General features: G+C 72.8%; 15 protein-coding genes. 8 read left to right on the top strand and 7 right to left on the bottom strand.

The features are described 5' to 3' along the window. Positions 1-4: 4 nt before the first annotated feature. Positions 5-1,258 carry an AAA family ATPase gene (locus ABD126_RS30210; protein WP_343937383.1) on the top strand — a complete coding sequence of 418 codons (1,254 nt, stop codon included), beginning with the start codon at positions 5-7 and terminating at the stop codon, positions 1,256-1,258. Between the two features lie 392 nt (positions 1,259-1,650). On the opposite strand, the gene ABD126_RS30205 is transcribed toward ABD126_RS30210, so the two are convergent. After that, entirely contained in the window at positions 1,651-2,295 is a 645-nt protein-coding gene (locus ABD126_RS30205; protein WP_343937382.1) for a response regulator, read from the bottom strand. After that, entirely contained in the window at positions 2,283-3,500 is a 1,218-nt protein-coding gene (locus tag ABD126_RS30200; RefSeq protein WP_343937381.1) for a sensor histidine kinase, read from the bottom strand. The genes ABD126_RS30205 and ABD126_RS30200 overlap by 13 nt, the downstream gene beginning before the upstream one ends. Before the next feature lie 131 nt (positions 3,501-3,631). Between ABD126_RS30200 and ABD126_RS30195 the strand changes: the two genes are divergently transcribed. Both ABD126_RS30195 and ABD126_RS30190 read left to right on the top strand, forming a co-directional pair. Further along, positions 3,632-4,378, top strand: a complete 747-nt coding sequence (locus tag ABD126_RS30195; protein WP_343937380.1) for an ABC transporter ATP-binding protein — start codon at positions 3,632-3,634, stop codon at positions 4,376-4,378. 3 nt (positions 4,379-4,381) lie between these two features. Then, positions 4,382-6,871: an ABC transporter permease gene (locus tag ABD126_RS30190; RefSeq protein ID WP_343937379.1), complete on the top strand. Its 2,490-nt coding sequence runs from the start codon at positions 4,382-4,384 to the stop codon at positions 6,869-6,871. Between the two features lie 184 nt (positions 6,872-7,055). Here ABD126_RS30190 and ABD126_RS30185 read toward each other — a convergent pair whose 3' ends face one another. The 4 genes from ABD126_RS30185 to ABD126_RS30170 form a co-directional block, all read right to left on the bottom strand. Beyond that, positions 7,056-7,397 carry a helix-turn-helix domain-containing protein gene (locus tag ABD126_RS30185; protein WP_343937378.1) on the bottom strand — a complete coding sequence of 114 codons (342 nt, stop codon included), beginning with the start codon at positions 7,395-7,397 and terminating at the stop codon, positions 7,056-7,058. Positions 7,398-7,574: 177 nt separating this feature from the next. Next, complete coding sequence (locus ABD126_RS30180) at positions 7,575-9,728, bottom strand: MMPL family transporter (protein WP_343937377.1); 2,154 nt, start codon at positions 9,726-9,728, stop codon at positions 7,575-7,577. Between the two features lie 3 nt (positions 9,729-9,731). Then, positions 9,732-10,292, bottom strand: coding sequence for a TetR/AcrR family transcriptional regulator (locus tag ABD126_RS30175; RefSeq protein WP_343937376.1), 561 nt, complete (start codon positions 10,290-10,292; stop codon positions 9,732-9,734). Between the two features lie 152 nt (positions 10,293-10,444). Continuing rightward, positions 10,445-11,011, bottom strand: coding sequence for a TetR/AcrR family transcriptional regulator (locus ABD126_RS30170; protein ID WP_343937375.1), 567 nt, complete (start codon positions 11,009-11,011; stop codon positions 10,445-10,447). 57 nt (positions 11,012-11,068) lie between these two features. Between ABD126_RS30170 and ABD126_RS30165 the strand changes: the two genes are divergently transcribed. From ABD126_RS30165 to ABD126_RS30150, 4 genes are read left to right on the top strand one after another with little or no spacing between them, the layout of a single operon-like run. Then, positions 11,069-11,617 carry a fumarylacetoacetate hydrolase family protein gene (locus ABD126_RS30165; protein WP_343937374.1) on the top strand — a complete coding sequence of 183 codons (549 nt, stop codon included), beginning with the start codon at positions 11,069-11,071 and terminating at the stop codon, positions 11,615-11,617. Beyond that, positions 11,610-11,876, top strand: a complete 267-nt coding sequence (locus ABD126_RS30160; protein WP_343937373.1) for a hypothetical protein — start codon at positions 11,610-11,612, stop codon at positions 11,874-11,876. Before ABD126_RS30165 ends, ABD126_RS30160 begins: the two co-directional genes overlap by 8 nt. Further along, entirely contained in the window at positions 11,873-12,442 is a 570-nt protein-coding gene (locus ABD126_RS30155) for a DUF2867 domain-containing protein (protein WP_343937372.1), read from the top strand. Before ABD126_RS30160 ends, ABD126_RS30155 begins: the two co-directional genes overlap by 4 nt. Next, positions 12,442-12,726, top strand: a complete 285-nt coding sequence (locus tag ABD126_RS30150) for an antibiotic biosynthesis monooxygenase family protein (RefSeq protein ID WP_343937371.1) — start codon at positions 12,442-12,444, stop codon at positions 12,724-12,726. The genes ABD126_RS30155 and ABD126_RS30150 overlap by 1 nt, the downstream gene beginning before the upstream one ends. A 76-nt stretch (positions 12,727-12,802) precedes the next feature. Here ABD126_RS30150 and argG read toward each other — a convergent pair whose 3' ends face one another. Further along, on the bottom strand, positions 12,803-14,248 hold the full coding sequence (gene argG / locus ABD126_RS30145) for an argininosuccinate synthase (RefSeq protein ID WP_343937370.1): 1,446 nt from the start codon (positions 14,246-14,248) through the stop codon (positions 12,803-12,805). 210 nt (positions 14,249-14,458) lie between these two features. On the opposite strand from argG, the gene ABD126_RS30140 reads away from it, so the two are divergent. Next, positions 14,459-14,908 carry a MarR family winged helix-turn-helix transcriptional regulator gene (locus tag ABD126_RS30140; protein ID WP_343937369.1) on the top strand — a complete coding sequence of 150 codons (450 nt, stop codon included), beginning with the start codon at positions 14,459-14,461 and terminating at the stop codon, positions 14,906-14,908. Positions 14,909-14,933: the final 25 nt, after the last annotated feature.

Here is a 14,933-nt window from a genome sequence, read left to right as displayed (position 1 = left end):
CCGCGTGACGGACGACCCGGTGATCCAGGCCCTGCTCGGCGCGCTGACGGCGGACCCCGGCAACCACGCGGTCCGCGAGCACGTCGCCCGGCTGCTGCTGGACGCCGGCCGTCCCGCCGAGGCGCTGGACCAGGCGACGACCGTGCTGGCCGCGGTACCGGACCACGTGGCCGCCCTGCGCACCGCCGCCGCCGCCGCCCGCGCCCTGGGCGACGACGCCAAGGCCGCCTCTTACGGGCGACTCGCGGACGCACTGGACCCCGCGCCCGGCCCTGCGCCTGCCCCCGCGCCGGCTCCGGTGCGGGCGTCGACGGTCCCCGACACCGCGGACGAAATCCTTCAGCAGTGGTCGGCCAGCGAGCCGATGACCGAGCCGTTGGGCGACATCGGTCCGTCCGGTGTGACGCTTGCCGACATCGGTGGGTTGGCGGAGGTGAAGAAGCGCCTGGAGTTGTCGTTCCTCGCGCCGTTGCGCAACCCGGAACTGAGCCTGCGGTTCGGCAAGTCGCTGCGCGGCGGGCTGTTGCTGTGGGGGCCGCCCGGGTGCGGGAAGACGTTGATCGCGCGGGCGCTGGCCGGTGAACTCGGGGCGAACTTCTACGAGATCGGCCTGAACGACGTCCTGGACATGTGGATCGGCAGCAGCGAGCGCAACCTGCACGGCATCTTCGACACGGCGCGCCGCAACCGTCCGTGCGTGCTGTTCTTCGACGAGATGGACGCGTTGGGGCAGAAGCGCTCGAACCTGCGCGGCGGCGGGTCGTCCATGCGCGGGGTGGTGAACCAGATGCTGGCCGAACTGGACGGCGCGAGCACGGACAACGAGGGCGTCTTCGTCCTCGCCGCGAGCAACCACCCGTGGGACATCGACACGGCCCTGCTCCGACCGGGCCGCTTCGACCGCAGCGTGCTGGTGCTGCCGCCGGACGTCGAGGCGCGGGAGGCGATCCTGCGGTTCCACCTGCGGGGTCGGCCGGTCGAGCGGGTGGACCTGGGCAAGATCGCCAAGGCGACGGAGGGGATGTCGGGCGCGGACCTGGCGCTGGTGTGCGAGCAGGCGACGGAAAGCGCGCTGGACGAGACCATGTCGTCGGGGCGGCACTCGCCGATCACGCAGCGGCACTTGGCGGAGGCGGCTCGGTCGGTGCGGCCGAGCATCGGGGAGTGGATGGAGACGGCGCGCAATTATGCGCTGTACGGCAATGATGCCGGCGCGTACGACGAACTCGCGGCCTACCTGAAGAAGCGCCGTCGTTGAGGTTGCGTGGCGGCGCGGCGGCCGGCAGCGGTAGTTGACCGGTCGGTTAGTACGGCGACGCTTCGCGCGCCAGCCGCCGCACACGGCCCGCCGCAGGCGGCCCCGCCGCAGGCGGCCCCGCCGCAGGCGGATGCAGTTGGGGCTTGTGCGAGGTGGCCTGGGTGGGGGTGGGCGGCGCGGCGAAGGTGAGTGGCGGCGAGCGGGCAGCAGCCAGCGGCGCGGCGGCGGCAGCCAGCGCGGCGGCGAGCGGCGGTGGGAGTGGCGGCGGCAGGCGGCGCGGTGGCGAGCGGCGGTAGCGAGCGGCGCGGTGGCGGCGGCTAGCGGGGCGGTAGTGACCGGTCGGCTCGTAGCGCGATCTGCCGCCGTCCAGCGCGTCCAGGCGTTCAGCGCGTTCAGGCGTTCAGGTAGGCCAAGACCGCCAGTACGCGCCGATGCCCGGCCTCGTCGTTCGGCAAGTTCAACTTCGCGAAGATGTTCCGGATGTGCTTGTGCACAGCCCCTTCACTAACGACCAACAGCTCCGCGATGGTCCCGTTGTTGTGCCCCTCCGCCATCAGCGCCAGCACCTCCCGCTCCCGACCGGTCAAAGTGGACAGCGGGTCGTCGGCCTTGCGGCGCACCAGCAGTTGCGAGATGACCTCCGGGTCCATGGCCGTCCCACCGTCGGCCACGCGGTGCAGCGCGTCCAGGAACTGCTCGACCTTGCCCACCCGCTCCTTCAGCAGGTACCCCACCCCACCGACACCGTCCGCGAGCAACTCCGCCGCATAACTGTTCTCGACGTACGCCGACAACACCAGCACCGGCAACCCGGGATGCACCCGACGCGCCTCCACCGCCGCCCGCAACCCCTCATCCCGGAACGACGGCGGCAACCGCACGTCCATCACCACGGCATCGGGCCGGTCCCCGCGCACGAAAGCCAGGAACTCCACCGCGTTGTCGAACGCCGCCACCACCTCGACCCCGGCGGTCCCCAGCAGCAACGACAACCCCTCGCGCAGCAGGACATCGTCCTCGGCGATCACGACCCGCACGGCAGCTCCACTCGCAACACGGTCGGCCCGCCGGGCGGGCTGCTCAGCGAAGCGCGCCCGTCGAACGCGTCCGCACGCTTCCGGATCCCGACGATACCCGTGCCCACGCTCTCGTCCGCCCCGCCCTTGCCATCGTCCCGCACGGTGATGACCAGAGCCTCGTCCGACGCCGACAACGACACCGCCGCACGGGAAGCACCCGAGTGCTTCGTGACGTTCGTCAACGCCTCCGCGACGATGAAGTACGCCGCCGCCTCGATCGCGGCCGGCTTCCGGCCGATCGGCGCCACGTCCAAAGTGCACGGCACGGGGCAGCGCGCCGCCAGCGCCGACACCGCCCCGTCCAACCCCCGGTCCGACAACACCGGCGGGTAGATGCTGCGGACCACGTCCCGCAGTTCCGCCAGCGCGTCGATCGCCGTGTCCTGCGCCTTGCGCACCAACTCGAACGCCTTGTCCGCGTCCCGCGACCGCAGTTGCCCGGCGATCCCCAACTGCATCACCACGGCCGCGATCCGCGCCTGCGCCCCGTCGTGCAGGTCGCGCTCGATCCGCCGCAGCTCCGCCCCGTGCGCCTCCAACGCGCCCGCCCGCGACGCGGTCAGCTCCGCCACCCGGTCGGTCAGCCGAACCCCGGGCGCGGGCGACAGCAGCCACCGCGCGAGCCGCGCCTGGGCATCCGCCAGCCGGGGCACCTGCGTGAACAACGCGCCGTAGACCAGACCGCCCACCACGGCGACCGGTGCCGTGCTCCACGAGTCCACGACGAACCCGAACGACGTCTCCACGCCACCGGGCACCAACCACCAGTAAGCGGGGATCAACACCTGGTGCACCGCCGCCGGCAGCAGACCGATCGCCATCCCGCCCAACACCACCCCGCCCAGGACGTGCAGCCCGAGCCACGCCAGGTCGCGCCGCGTCGCCGGGTCCGTGAGCGCCGTCACCATCTGCTTCGACCACGGCCCGTCCAGCACGCGGTACGCCTCCGGGATGGTCACCCCCAGCCGCGCCCCGGCCCGCCGCCGCTCCACCGCGAGCAGCCGGCGCACCAGCCGGAGCACCTCCGGTAGCGCGGGCAACCCCACGCCGATCAGGCACAGCGTGCCCACGATGAGCAACGCGCCCACGGCGAGCAGGGACAGGAACGCGGTGCCGGCGCCGACGACCAGGTAGCGCACCGCGGTCCACAAGCGAGGGACCATGCCGCCGATTCTCCCCGACCCGCCGCCGGAACACGGTAGTGCCAGCACCACCACCGTCCGCCCACCAGCGGGATCGAACGCCGCCCGGCGCGGAAATAGCGTCGAGGCCAACACGAGGGAGAGGGAAGTCGATGGTGGCGGGAACGGTGACAGCCGACGCGGTGCGGCTGGAGGCGGTGCGCAAGGTGTACGGGTCGGGTGGTGGCGCGGTGACCGCGTTGGACGGGGTCACGGTGAGCCTGCGCCGGGGCGCGTTCACCGCCGTCATGGGGCCGTCGGGGTCGGGCAAGTCCACGTTCCTGCACTGCGCCGCCGGCCTGGACCGGCCCACGTCGGGCCGGGTGCTGCTCGGCGACACGGACCTGTCGCGGCTCAAGGAGAACGCGCTCACCGAGCTGCGCCGGCAGCGGATCGGGTTCGTCTTCCAGGCCTACAACCTCCTGCCGTCGCTCACCGTCCGCCAGAACATCACGCTCCCCTTGGAGTTCGCCGGGGCGGAGGCGGACCAGGGGTGGCTGCGTGAGGTCGTGCACCGGGTGGGGGTCGCGGACCGGCTCGACCACCGGCCGGCCGAGCTGTCCGGCGGCCAGCAACAGCGGGTCGCGATCGCCCGCGCCCTGGTCACCCGGCCCGACGTGCTGCTGGCCGACGAACCGACCGGCGCGCTGGACACCCGCACCGGCGGCAACGTCCTGCGCCTGCTGCGCGACCTCGTGGACTCCGTCGGCCAGACCGTGTTGATGGTCACCCACGACCCGGTGGCCGCCTCCCACGCCCACAACGTGCTGTTCCTGGCCGACGGGCGGCTGGCCGGCGAGCTGGTCGCGCCCACGCCCGCGCAGGTGGTCGAGCGCATGACCCGCCTCGGGGAGTGGTGAGCCGTGCGGTCCCTCGCGTGGCAGTTGGTGAAGGCGCGCAAGCTCGCGTTCGTCGGGTCGTTCCTCGCGATCCTGTGCGGCACGGCCGTGGTGGCGGCGTGCGGGGTGCTCATGGAGTCGGGCATCCGGTCCGGGGTGCCGACCGAGCGCTACGCGGCGGCGGCCGTGGTGGTCGGCGGCAACCAGGTCGTGCGGCCCGAGGGCGGCGACCCGCTGGCGTTCCAGCAGGTCGGCACCGCGCCGAGCCTCCCGGCGGACCTGGTGGGCCGGGTGGCGGCGGTGCCCGGGGTGACCTCGGCGGTGGGCGAGGTGTCCTTCCCCGCGCGTGCCGTGACGGCCGACGGCCGGGTGCTGGAAGCGTTCGGGCACAACTGGGACGCCGCCGTGCTGACGCCCCTGGACGTGCGGCGGGGACGTGCGCCGGCCGCGGCGGACGAGGTCGTGGTCGCCGGCGTGCCCGGGGTGGGGGTCGGCGACCGGGTGCGGGTGATGACCACGTCCACGCCGACCGAGTTCACCGTCACCGGGCTGGCGGCGCCGTCCGGGAAGGACGGTTTCGCCAAGCAGTTCGGCCTGTACTTCACCAGCGCGCGGGCGGAGGCGCTGTCCGGCACACCCGGTCGGGTGCACGCCATCGGGGTGTTCGCGTCCGAGGACGTGACCGACCGTGTCCGGGACGCGCTGGGGGACGACGTCTTCGTCGCGGCCGGCGGTGACCGGGGCGGTGTCGAGTTCGCGGCCGTGGGGCAGTCCCGCGTGGTGCTGATGGCGATCGCCGGGTCGTTCGCGGGCATCGCGGTGCTGGTGGCGGTGTTCGTGGTGGCCGGGACGTTGACGCTGTCGATCGACCAGCGCCGGCGCGAACTGGCGCTGCTGCGGGCGATCGCCGCGACCCCGCGCCAGGTCGGCAAGCTGATCGGCGCCGAAACCACCCTGGTGGCGTCGGCCGCCGCCGCGGTGGGCTCGCTCGCGGGACTGCTGGTGGCCGACCTGCTGCGGCGGGGGTTCGCGCGGATCGGTGTGATCCCCGACGACCTCGCGTTGGCCATCGGGCCGATCCCGGTGGTCGCGGCGTTCCTGCTCGGCCTGGGCGCGGCCCGGCTCGCCGCGTGGGTCGCGGCCCGGCGGCCGGCCCGCATCCCGCCGACCGAGGCGCTCGCGGAAGCCGCCGTCGAACCCCGCGACCTGGGGCGGTGGCGGGTCGTCGCCGGGACGGCCTTCCTGGGCCTCGGCGCGGCGCTCGCGACCCTGCCGTTGTTCCTGCACAACGAAGTCGCGTTCGCCATGACCACCATGTCGGTGCTGCTCGCCGTGGTCGGGTTGGCGCTACTGGGGCCGCTCGCGGTGCAGCCGCTGGTCCGGCTGGCGTCGGTGCCGTTGCGGCGCTTCGGGGTCGGCGGCTACCTGGCCGCGCACAACAACCGCGCCAACGCCCGCCGCCTGTCCTCGGCGCTCACGCCGCTGATGCTGTCGATCGCGTTCGCCGTGGTGAACTTCTACAGCCAGACCGCCGTGGAGTCCGCGACCCGGGCGGAAGCGGTCGCGGCGGTGACGGCGGACCACGTCCTGTCCGCGCCCGGCGGCCTGTCCCCCGAGGTCGCCGACGCGGCCCGGCGGGTGCCCGGCGTGGCCGGGGCCACCCCGGTCGTGCGGACCAGCGTGGTGACCACGAGCCGGTCCGGCGAGACGGTGCAGGTGGAACGGGTGCCCGCGCTCGGCGTCGGGGACGTGCGGGGCACGCTCGACCTGGACGTGACGGCGGGGTCGCTGGCCGACCTGCGCGCCGGCACCGTGGCGGTGCGCGAGGCCTCCGGCGCGGACGTCGGCGACGAGGTCGAACTGCACCTGGACGACACCACGCCGGTGAAGCTGCGGGTGGTGGCCACGTTCGCGCGGGGTCTGGCGTTCGGCGGGTACGTGCTGCCGGTCGGGGACGCGCGGGCGCACACGGCGGGGCGCACGGACTCGTCGGTGCTGGTGCGCCTCGCGCCGGACGCGGACCGGGACGCGGCGACGCGGGCGTTGGCCGCGCTGGCGAAGGAGTACCCCGGGTTGACCGTGGCGTCCGGGCTGGCGGCGGACCACGGTGACCGGCGGACGCAGTTCTGGGTGAACCTGCTGGCCGTCGGCGTGATCCTCGGGTACATCGCCATCGCGGTCGCCAACACGCTCGTGCTGACCACCGTGCAGCGACGGCGGGAGTTCGCGCTGCTGCGACTGGTCGGCGCGGACCGGCGGCACGTGGTGCGGATGGTGCGGGCGGAGGCGGCGACCGTGGTGGGCATCGCGGTCGCGGTGGGGACGCTGGTCCCGGCGGTGCCGCTCGCGCTGCTGGGGATCGCGCTGGCCGGCTCGCCGCTGCCCACCGGCCCGGTCGGGGTCTACCTGGGGATCGTCGGGTTCACCGCGCTGCTGGGCTTCCTCGCCCTGGGCGTGCCGACGCGGCTGGCCCTGCGCACCCGGCCGCTGGACGGCCTCGGCCCGCGCGAATAGCCCTCAGCGCGGGCTCCCGCTTCACGCGGAGGCCCGCGCCCGCGAGGGCGACGCCGACATTGGTGGCCCGGCGCGCCGCCGCTGCCGTCCCCGTCCACGACCACCCGGCGCGCCGGGGCCTCCGGCCGGCTGGTGCGGTCCAGCTCGGCGGACAACCCGCCGTCCGCCACCTACGCCGGGGGCGTCACTCGGGTTCCTCGTCGTCCCCGGCGAGCCGCCGCCGCAACTCGTAGAGCAGCACCGCGTCGCTGAGGGAGGAGGGGCTGCGCAGCGGCCGGGCGTTGGCCTCGTCGTCGGTCAGCTGGCCGGCGGCGACCATGACCTCCAACAGCGGCACCGAGAACAGCCGGGCGAGGGCTCGGGCGGTGTCCATGCTGAGCGACTTGCCGCGCCGCCAGTCGGTGAGCCGGCTGCGGTGCACGCCGACGGCGCGGACGAGATCGCTGGTACTCAGCCCCGCTTCCTCCATCCGGGCTTCGAGGTAGCTCCAGAACTGCGACGCCTGCGCGCGCCCGGGGTCAGTCATGCCGACAATGCTAGTTGCGCACACCAAACGGGTGATGCGTACGCCTCCCGCACAGGACATCGTTTGCCTTACGCACCAAACACTTTCGCGTGCTTCACACCAAACAGGACAAAGACGCGCACAACACAAAGCCCGACCGGGCAAGGGTTTCCCGGTCGGGCTTCGCGGTGCGCGGGCTCAGGCGTTGGCGCCCACACGCGGACGTTCGGCGTCGGTCTCCGTGGTCAACGCCGCGCCTTCGACGTCGAGTTCCGGCAACCACCGCAACCACTTCGGCAGCCACCAAGCGCTCTTCCCCAGCAACGCCAACGCAGCCGGCACCACGACCATGCGGATCACGAAGGCGTCCACCAGGATTCCGATGGCCAACGCGAACGCGATCGACTTGATCGTCGCCTCGCCGGAGGGCACGAAACCCGCGAACACCGAGAACATGATCAGCGCCGCCGCGACCACCACCGGCGCCGCCTGGCGGAACCCGGTCGTGATGGCCGTGCGCGGGTCCGCGCCGCGGTGGTGGGCCTCGTGCATCCGGGACACCAGGAACACCTGGTAGTCCATCGCCAGGCCGAACAGGATGCCGATGACGATGATCGGCGTGAGGCTGATCAGCGGGCCGGTGGTGTCGAGGTTGACCGCGTCGGCAAGCCAACCCCACTGGAAGACCGCCACGGTCGCGCCCAGCGACGTGCCCACGGTGAGCAGGAAGCCCAGCACGCCCACCAGCGGCACCAGCAACGACCGGAACACCAGCACCAGCAGGACCAGCGCCAGGCCCACCACGACCGCCAGGTACACCGGCAACGCGCGGTCCAGCGTCGTGGCCACGTCCACGCTCACCGCGGTCTGGCCGGTGACGTAGGCGGTGGTGCCGTCCAACGAGTCGAGCTTGGCGCGCAGGTCGCTCACGAGCCGCTCGGTGGCCTCGGTGGTCGGGCCGGAGTCGGGGATGACGACCAGCTGCGCGGCGGTGCCGTCGGCGTTCGGACGCGGGTCCACGGCCGTGGCGACGTCGTCCATCGCGGCGATCTCGGGCTTGAGCCGGGTCGCCGTGCCGACCGCGTCGCCGCCCTCGAACAGCACCACCAGCGGGCCGTTGAAGCCCTCGCCGAAGCCGTCGGCCAGGATGCGTTCGGCGCGTGCCTGCGTGCTGTCGGCGGCGGGGATCGGGACCAGCGTGGTCTGCATGGAGGCCACCGGGATCGCGATCACGCCCAGGCCCAGGACGGTCAGCAGCAGCGCGGGCAGGCGGTGGCGGGTGACCGCGCCGACCCAACCCCGGTAGAAGCCGCGGTCGCGGACCTCGGCCGTCGGCGCCGTGCGCTGCTTGCGCGGCAGGGCGCGGCGGCCGACGAAGCTCAGCACGGCGGGCACGAGCGTGATGGCGATCAGGACGGCCACGACGATGGTCGCCGCCGCCGCGATGCCCATCTGGGTCAGGAACGGGATGCCCGCAACGGCCAGCCCCGCCAGGGCGATGACCACGGTCAGACCGGCGGTGACGACGGCCGAACCCGCCGTGCCCACCGCGATGCCGATGGCCTCGCCGACGTCCGCGCCGCGCCGCAGTTCCTGCCGGTAGCGGTTGATGATGAACAGGGCGTAGTCGATGCCGACCGCGAGGCCCAGCATCGTGGCGAGGATCGGGGTGGTGGACTGGAGGTCCAGGAAGCCGGTGCTGATGGTGACGCCGAGCGCGCCGATGCCCACGCCGACGGCGGCGGTGAGCAGGTTCATGCCGGCCATCACCAGCGAGCCGTAGGTGATGGCGAGGATGAGCAGCGCGACGACCACGCCGATGCCCTCGACCACACCGCCCACGTGCGGCGGGGCCTGCACGGCGTCACCGGTCACCTCGACGGTGAAGCCCGGCGCCCGCGCGGCGTCGAGCAACGCGGTCCGCTGCTCCGGGGTCACGTCACCGGGCTTCGCCTCGAACGTGACCGTGCTGTAGGCGACGTCCAGGTCCTTGTTCACCGCGGGCGCGGCGGGGTCGAGCGGGTTGGCGGCACCGGTCACACCGGGCAGCGCGTCGAGCTTCGCGACCAGGTCGGCGAGCGCCTTGGCCTGCTCGGGCTCCACGAACTTCCTGCCCTCGGGCGCCGCCACCACGACGCGGGCGGTCGCGCCGCCGGCCGTGCCGAACTGCTCCTTGATCTTGTCCAGCGCGGTGGTGGACTCCTGGCCGGGGATGGAGAAGGCGTTGGACGTCTCGCCGGCCAGCGTGGTCGCGCCCACGGCGGTGCCCGCGAGGACGAGCAGCCACAGCAGGACCACCACCAGGCGGCGCCGGTGCGCGCCGAAGCCGAGTCGGTACAACAGTCGTGCCATCGGTCAGGCCTCCACGGGTGCGCGGTGTCCGAGCGCGTCGAAACAGGTCGAGAGGATGTGCGGGCGCCAGGCGGTCTTCTGGTCGGCGCCGTTGGCCAGGAGGGTGAGCACGGCCAGCGCGGTGAGCGCGCCGACGACCCGGATGGCCCGCTCGGGGTCCACCGGTTCCCGCTCGACGCCGAACGCCTCGTGCACGATGACCTCGCCGACGCCGCCCTCGGGCAACGGGTCCGTGCCGTTGACGGCGGTCAGGGCGAGCGCCACCAGGCCGGGCCGGTCCAGGGCGAGGTCGACCAGCAGTTCGAGCGTCCGCCGGTCGCGGTGGGGTCCGGGCGGCAGCGCGGCGGCGGCGTCGGCCACCCGGCGCTCCAGGTCCCGGCACGACGCCTCGACCGCCGCGTGCAGCGCTTCCTTGCTCGGGAAGTGGTGCAGCAGCCCGGCTTTGGACAGCCCGACGGCGTCGGCGAGCGCGCGCAGCGAGGTGTGCTCGAACCCGTGGCGGGCGAACAGGCCCGCCGCGAGGTCGATGATCCGGTCGTCGGCCTCCTGCCGGAAACGGCTCATGCACTCGACGGTACGGACGGACCGACCGATTCGGTAGGCAAACCGACCGGATCGGTCTGTGACACTCACCGCACGGTGCCGGCGGTGGCGGTGGCGGTGGCGGTGTTGGTGGCGAGGATTTCGAGCGCACCCGGGCACCGCCCGCCCCGACCTCAGCCCTCCGACACCGCGCCCGCCACCAGGAAGCGCACAGCGGCCAACGCCCCCGTCATGTCCACCTTGTCCGGGGCCACCAGCCACTGCTGGTGGATGCCGATGCCCGCGCCGATCAACGCCACCGCCAGCGCGTCGACCGGCAGCCCCGCGGGCAGCGGGAAGCGGGCGAGCCAGCGGCGGCACTGCTCGCGCAGGGCCTCGTGGATCGCCGCGTACCGGTCGTGGATGGGCGAGCCGGGTTCGAGCGCCTCGACCAGCAGCGTCACGAACAGCTTGGTGGTGGGCTGGGCGAACAGGCCCTCCAGCCCGACGGTGAGCACGTCGAGGTCGGCCTCCTCCGGCAACCCCGTGCGCACCACCTCCACCGACCGCTCCAGGACCGCGAGCAGCAACCCCTCCTTGCTGCCGAAGTGCCACGGGATCGACCCGCGGCTGATCCCCGACCGCTCCGCCACGTCGGCGAACGTCGTCTGCCGGTAGCCCTTCTCCGCGAACAACGCCGCCGCCGCGCCCAGGATCAGCTCCCGGCTCTCCCCGCTGGTCTGCTCCCGCCGTGTTGTCACGCCACCTCCTCCTGTGCTAGCGATAATAGCCTATGCTGACCAACACAGGAGATCATCTTGCGCTTCGTCACCTACGCCACCGCTGACGGCGACCGGGCCGGCGTGCTCCGCGACGACCTCATCCACGCGCTGCCGCGCGGGACCGCCCTCCTCGACGTGCTCGACCGGTTACCGGAGGTCGGCGCGCGGGCCCTCGCCGCGCCGGACGAGGTGGTCGCGCTCGCCGAGGCCCGGCTGAAGGCCCCGGTTCCACGTCCACCGTCCATCCGGGACTGCCTGTGCTTCCTGGACCACATGCGCAACTGCCAGAAGGCGTTCGGCCAACCATCCACTTTGGACTCGGCCTGGTACCGCGTCCCGGCGTTCTACTTCGCGAACCCCGCCACGGTGATCGGCCCGCACGACGACGTCCCGATCTCCCCCGGCAGCGCCTGGTTCGACTTCGAGCTGGAGATCGGCGCGGTCATCGGCGTCCCGGGCCGCGACCTCACGCCCGAGCGGGCCGCGGACCACATCGCGGGCTACACGATCCTGTGCGACTGGAGCGCCCGTGACCTGCAAGGCGTCGAGGCGCACCCGTTGCCCGAGGCACGGCCCGGTGACTGACGTCGGCGGGGTCCGGGCCGTGCAGGGGTACCTGCGGCACGTCGTGGCGCAGGCGGACGAGTTCTTCGCCGCCGACAGGGACTTCCGCGAGGCCGCGTTCTCCATCGACCTCGCCGGGTACCGGGACTGGCTCGACGCGGAACGGGTCGTGGTGAACGTCTACCAGCGCTACCGCGAGCTGGACCCCGACCAACCGGTGCTGGACCGGTTGGCGTTGTTCGGGTTGATGGCCGAATGGGACAGGAGGGCGTGGTCGTGAGGTTGCCCGACAGCGCGCACACGGACCTGCCGTGGCGCATCCACGAGGTGGCACCGGATTTCCGGGTCGAGGACGTGTGGGCGCTGCCCACGCCCGGCGGTCCCGACGACTTCCCGCGCCTGGTGCGCAACATGACCACCGGCGAGGGCCGGTTCTCCGGCGCGTCCCGCCTGTTGTTCGCCCTGCGGTGGAAGCTGGGCGCCCTGCTGGGCTGGGACGCGGAGAAGCAGGGTCTCGGCGCACGGGTGCGGTCGCTGCGCCACCGGCTGCCGGCCGACCTGCGCGAGACGCCCCGACCGGGGTTCCGGGCGGTGCCGCTGACGACGGTGTACCTGACCGGCGACGAGTGGGCCGCCGAGCTGGCCAACCGGACCGTGCACACCGTGATGCACATCGGCTGGGTCCGGGACGGGTCCGGCCACCGCGCGCAGATGGCCGTGCTGGTCAAGCCCAACGGGTGGTTCGGCCGGGCCTACATGGCCGCGATCCGGCCGCTGCGCCACCACGTCGTGGACCCCGCGCTGATCCGCATGATCGGGCGCGGCTGGCAGCAGAGGAGCACGTGATGCAGTACGGGATGGTCGCGTTCCACTACCCGCACCCCGCCCACCGCGAGGACTTCCTGGGCCGCGTCCGGCAGGTCGCCGACGTGTTCCGGGCGGTGCCGGGGTGCCTGTCGGCGGAGGGCTGGTTCGCGCCGGACAGCGGCGCGGTGGTGTCGGTCGTGCGGTGGGAGTCGGAGGAGGCGTTCCAGGCGGGGTTCGCGGCCGTGCGGACGGCGGACGTGGACGTGGCCTTCGACGACCGCGAGTCGAAGCCGCGCGAGATCCACCGCCTGGTGTCGGCCTGATCAGGTGCGGCGCGGGTCGGTCACCCGGAAGAGGTTGGGCGTGCACCGCCTCGCGTGAGGCGGTGCACGCACCCGGTCAGTCGTTGCCGGCTTCGAGGGCCGCGTGGTCGAGCAGTTCGTCGTCCACGCCCTTGCCGCGCGACGCGATCGCCTCCGCGCCGCCCTCGGGCATCGCGCCGATGAGCTTGGTCGGCTCCACCCGCGCGGCGCTGATCAGCGACGAGTGCCTGCTGCCGACCATGCCCAGGCCCGCGTACTGCTCCAGCTTGGCGCGCGAGTCGGCGATGTCGAGGTTGCGCATGGTCAGCTGGCCGATGCGGTCCACCGGGCCGAACGCCGAGTCCTCGGTGCGCTCCATGGACAGCTTGTCCGGGTGGTAGCTGAACGCGGGGCCGGTGGTGTCCAGGATGGAGTAGTCCTCGCCGCGGCGCAGGCGCAGCGTGACCTCGCCGGTGATCGCCATGCCGACCCAGCGCTGGATGGACTCGCGGATCATCAGCGCCTGGGGGTCCAGCCAGCGGCCCTCGTAGAGCAGGCGGCCCAGCTTGCGGCCCTCGTTGTGGTAGGCGGCGAGGGTGTCCTCGTTGTGGATGGCGTTGACCAGGCGCTCGTAGGCGGCGTGCAGCAGCGCCATGCCGGGCGCCTCGTAGATGCCGCGGCTCTTGGCCTCGATGACCCGGTTCTCGATCTGGTCGGACATGCCCAGGCCGTGCCGGCCGCCGATCGCGTTGGCCTCCAGCACCAGGTCCACGGCGGAGCCGAACTCCTTGCCGTCGATGGTGACCGGCCGGCCCTGCTCGAACCCGATGGTGACGTCCTCGGCCTCGATCTCCACCGACGGGTCCCAGAACTTCACGCCCATGATCGGCTCGACGATCTCGATGCCGGCGTTGAGGTGCTCCAGGGACTTCGCCTCGTGCGTGGCGCCCCAGATGTTCGCGTCGGTGGAGTAGGCCTTCTCGGTGCTCGCGCGGTAGGGCAGGTCACGCGCCAGCAGCCACTCCGACATCTCCTTGCGGCCACCGAGCTCGTTGACGAAGTCGGCGTCCAGCCACGGCTTGTAGATCCGCAGCGACGGGTTGGCGAGCAGGCCGTAGCGGTAGAACCGCTCGATGTCGTTGCCCTTGTAGGTCGAGCCGTCGCCCCAGATCTGGACGTCGTCGTCGAGCATCGCGCGCACCAGCATCGTGCCGGTGACCGCCCGGCCCAGCGGGGTGGTGTTGAAGTACGCCCGGCCACCGGACCGGATGTGGAACGCGCCGCAGGCCAGCGCCGCGAGCCCCTCCTCCACCAGGGCCGCCCGGCAGTCGACCAGGCGGGCCAGCTCCGCGCCGTAGCTGGCGGCGCGGCCGGGCACCGAGGCGATGTCCGGCTCGTCGTACTGGCCGATGTCTGCGGTGTACGTGCACGGCACCGCACCCTTCTCACGCATCCACGCGACCGCCACCGAAGTGTCGAGGCCGCCGGAGAAGGCGATGCCGACGCGTTCGCCGGCGGGGAGGGAAGTGAGCACCTTGGACACGACTCGAATTATGCACGACGACGTATGGTCATGCATAGCTGGGCCGGCGATGAGTCCGGCATCACTCCGGCGACCCGAAGCGGACGGGTGCGAGCGGACGGGCGGGCACAGCGGGCGGGTGCGGGCGGGCGGGTGGGTGGGTGCGAGCGGACGAGTGCGGCGGCGGGCGATGGAAAGTTCGTGGCGCGAACCAGCTGTTAGGCTGCGGAAATGGGCAATCAGGGTGATGGCCGGATCGGGGTCGTGGCGGCGCTTGTGCGGTCGGCGTTCCTGGTCAACGCCGTCTACGCGGAATCGAGCCGGGAATTCGGGATCACGTCCCAACAGGGCCAACTGCTGTGCGTCCTCATGGCGCAGCCGTACGGCATGGGCGAACTCGGCGCGGTCCTGCGGCTGGCCAAGTCCAGCGTCACCGGACTGGTCGACCGCACCGAGCGCAACGGCCTGGTCCGCCGCGACCACGACCCCCAGGACACCAGGGCGATCCAGGTCAGCCTCACCGACGAGGGCCGCAGGCTCGCCGAGGAGTTCTACGCCGAGACCTGCCGCCGCGTCGACCTCCTCCCCGCGAGCCTCGACCCCGCCGAGCGCGACGCCCTCGCCGACCTGCTCGGCCGCGTCGTCACGGATAACGAGGTGCCGGTGGTCTTCATGACGTGAGCCGCAGCGATTTGTAGTTCGTGCC

The sequence above is a fragment of the Saccharothrix mutabilis subsp. mutabilis genome (genome assembly GCF_039521145.1).
Classification (GTDB): Bacteria; Actinomycetota; Actinomycetes; order Mycobacteriales; family Pseudonocardiaceae; genus Actinosynnema; species Actinosynnema mutabilis.
The sequence above is the reverse complement of the archived record's forward strand: the minus strand, read 5'-3'. Positions and strand labels throughout refer to the sequence as shown.

Bases quoted from the DNA above. Each gene is read 5' to 3' on its own strand.
- ABD126_RS30150 (WP_343937371.1), top strand. From the start codon at position 12,442: ATGCAGTACGGGATGGTCGCGTTCCACTACCCGCACCCCGCCCACCGC.
- ABD126_RS30200 (WP_343937381.1), bottom strand. From the start codon at position 3,500: ATGGTCCCTCGCTTGTGGACCGCGGTGCGCTACCTGGTCGTCGGCGCC.
- ABD126_RS30180 (WP_343937377.1), bottom strand. From the start codon at position 9,728: ATGGCACGACTGTTGTACCGACTCGGCTTCGGCGCGCACCGGCGCCGC.
- ABD126_RS30175 (WP_343937376.1), bottom strand. From the start codon at position 10,292: ATGAGCCGTTTCCGGCAGGAGGCCGACGACCGGATCATCGACCTCGCG.
- ABD126_RS30185 (WP_343937378.1), bottom strand. From the start codon at position 7,397: ATGACTGACCCCGGGCGCGCGCAGGCGTCGCAGTTCTGGAGCTACCTC.
- ABD126_RS30195 (WP_343937380.1), top strand. From the start codon at position 3,632: ATGGTGGCGGGAACGGTGACAGCCGACGCGGTGCGGCTGGAGGCGGTG.
- ABD126_RS30140 (WP_343937369.1), top strand. From the start codon at position 14,459: ATGGGCAATCAGGGTGATGGCCGGATCGGGGTCGTGGCGGCGCTTGTG.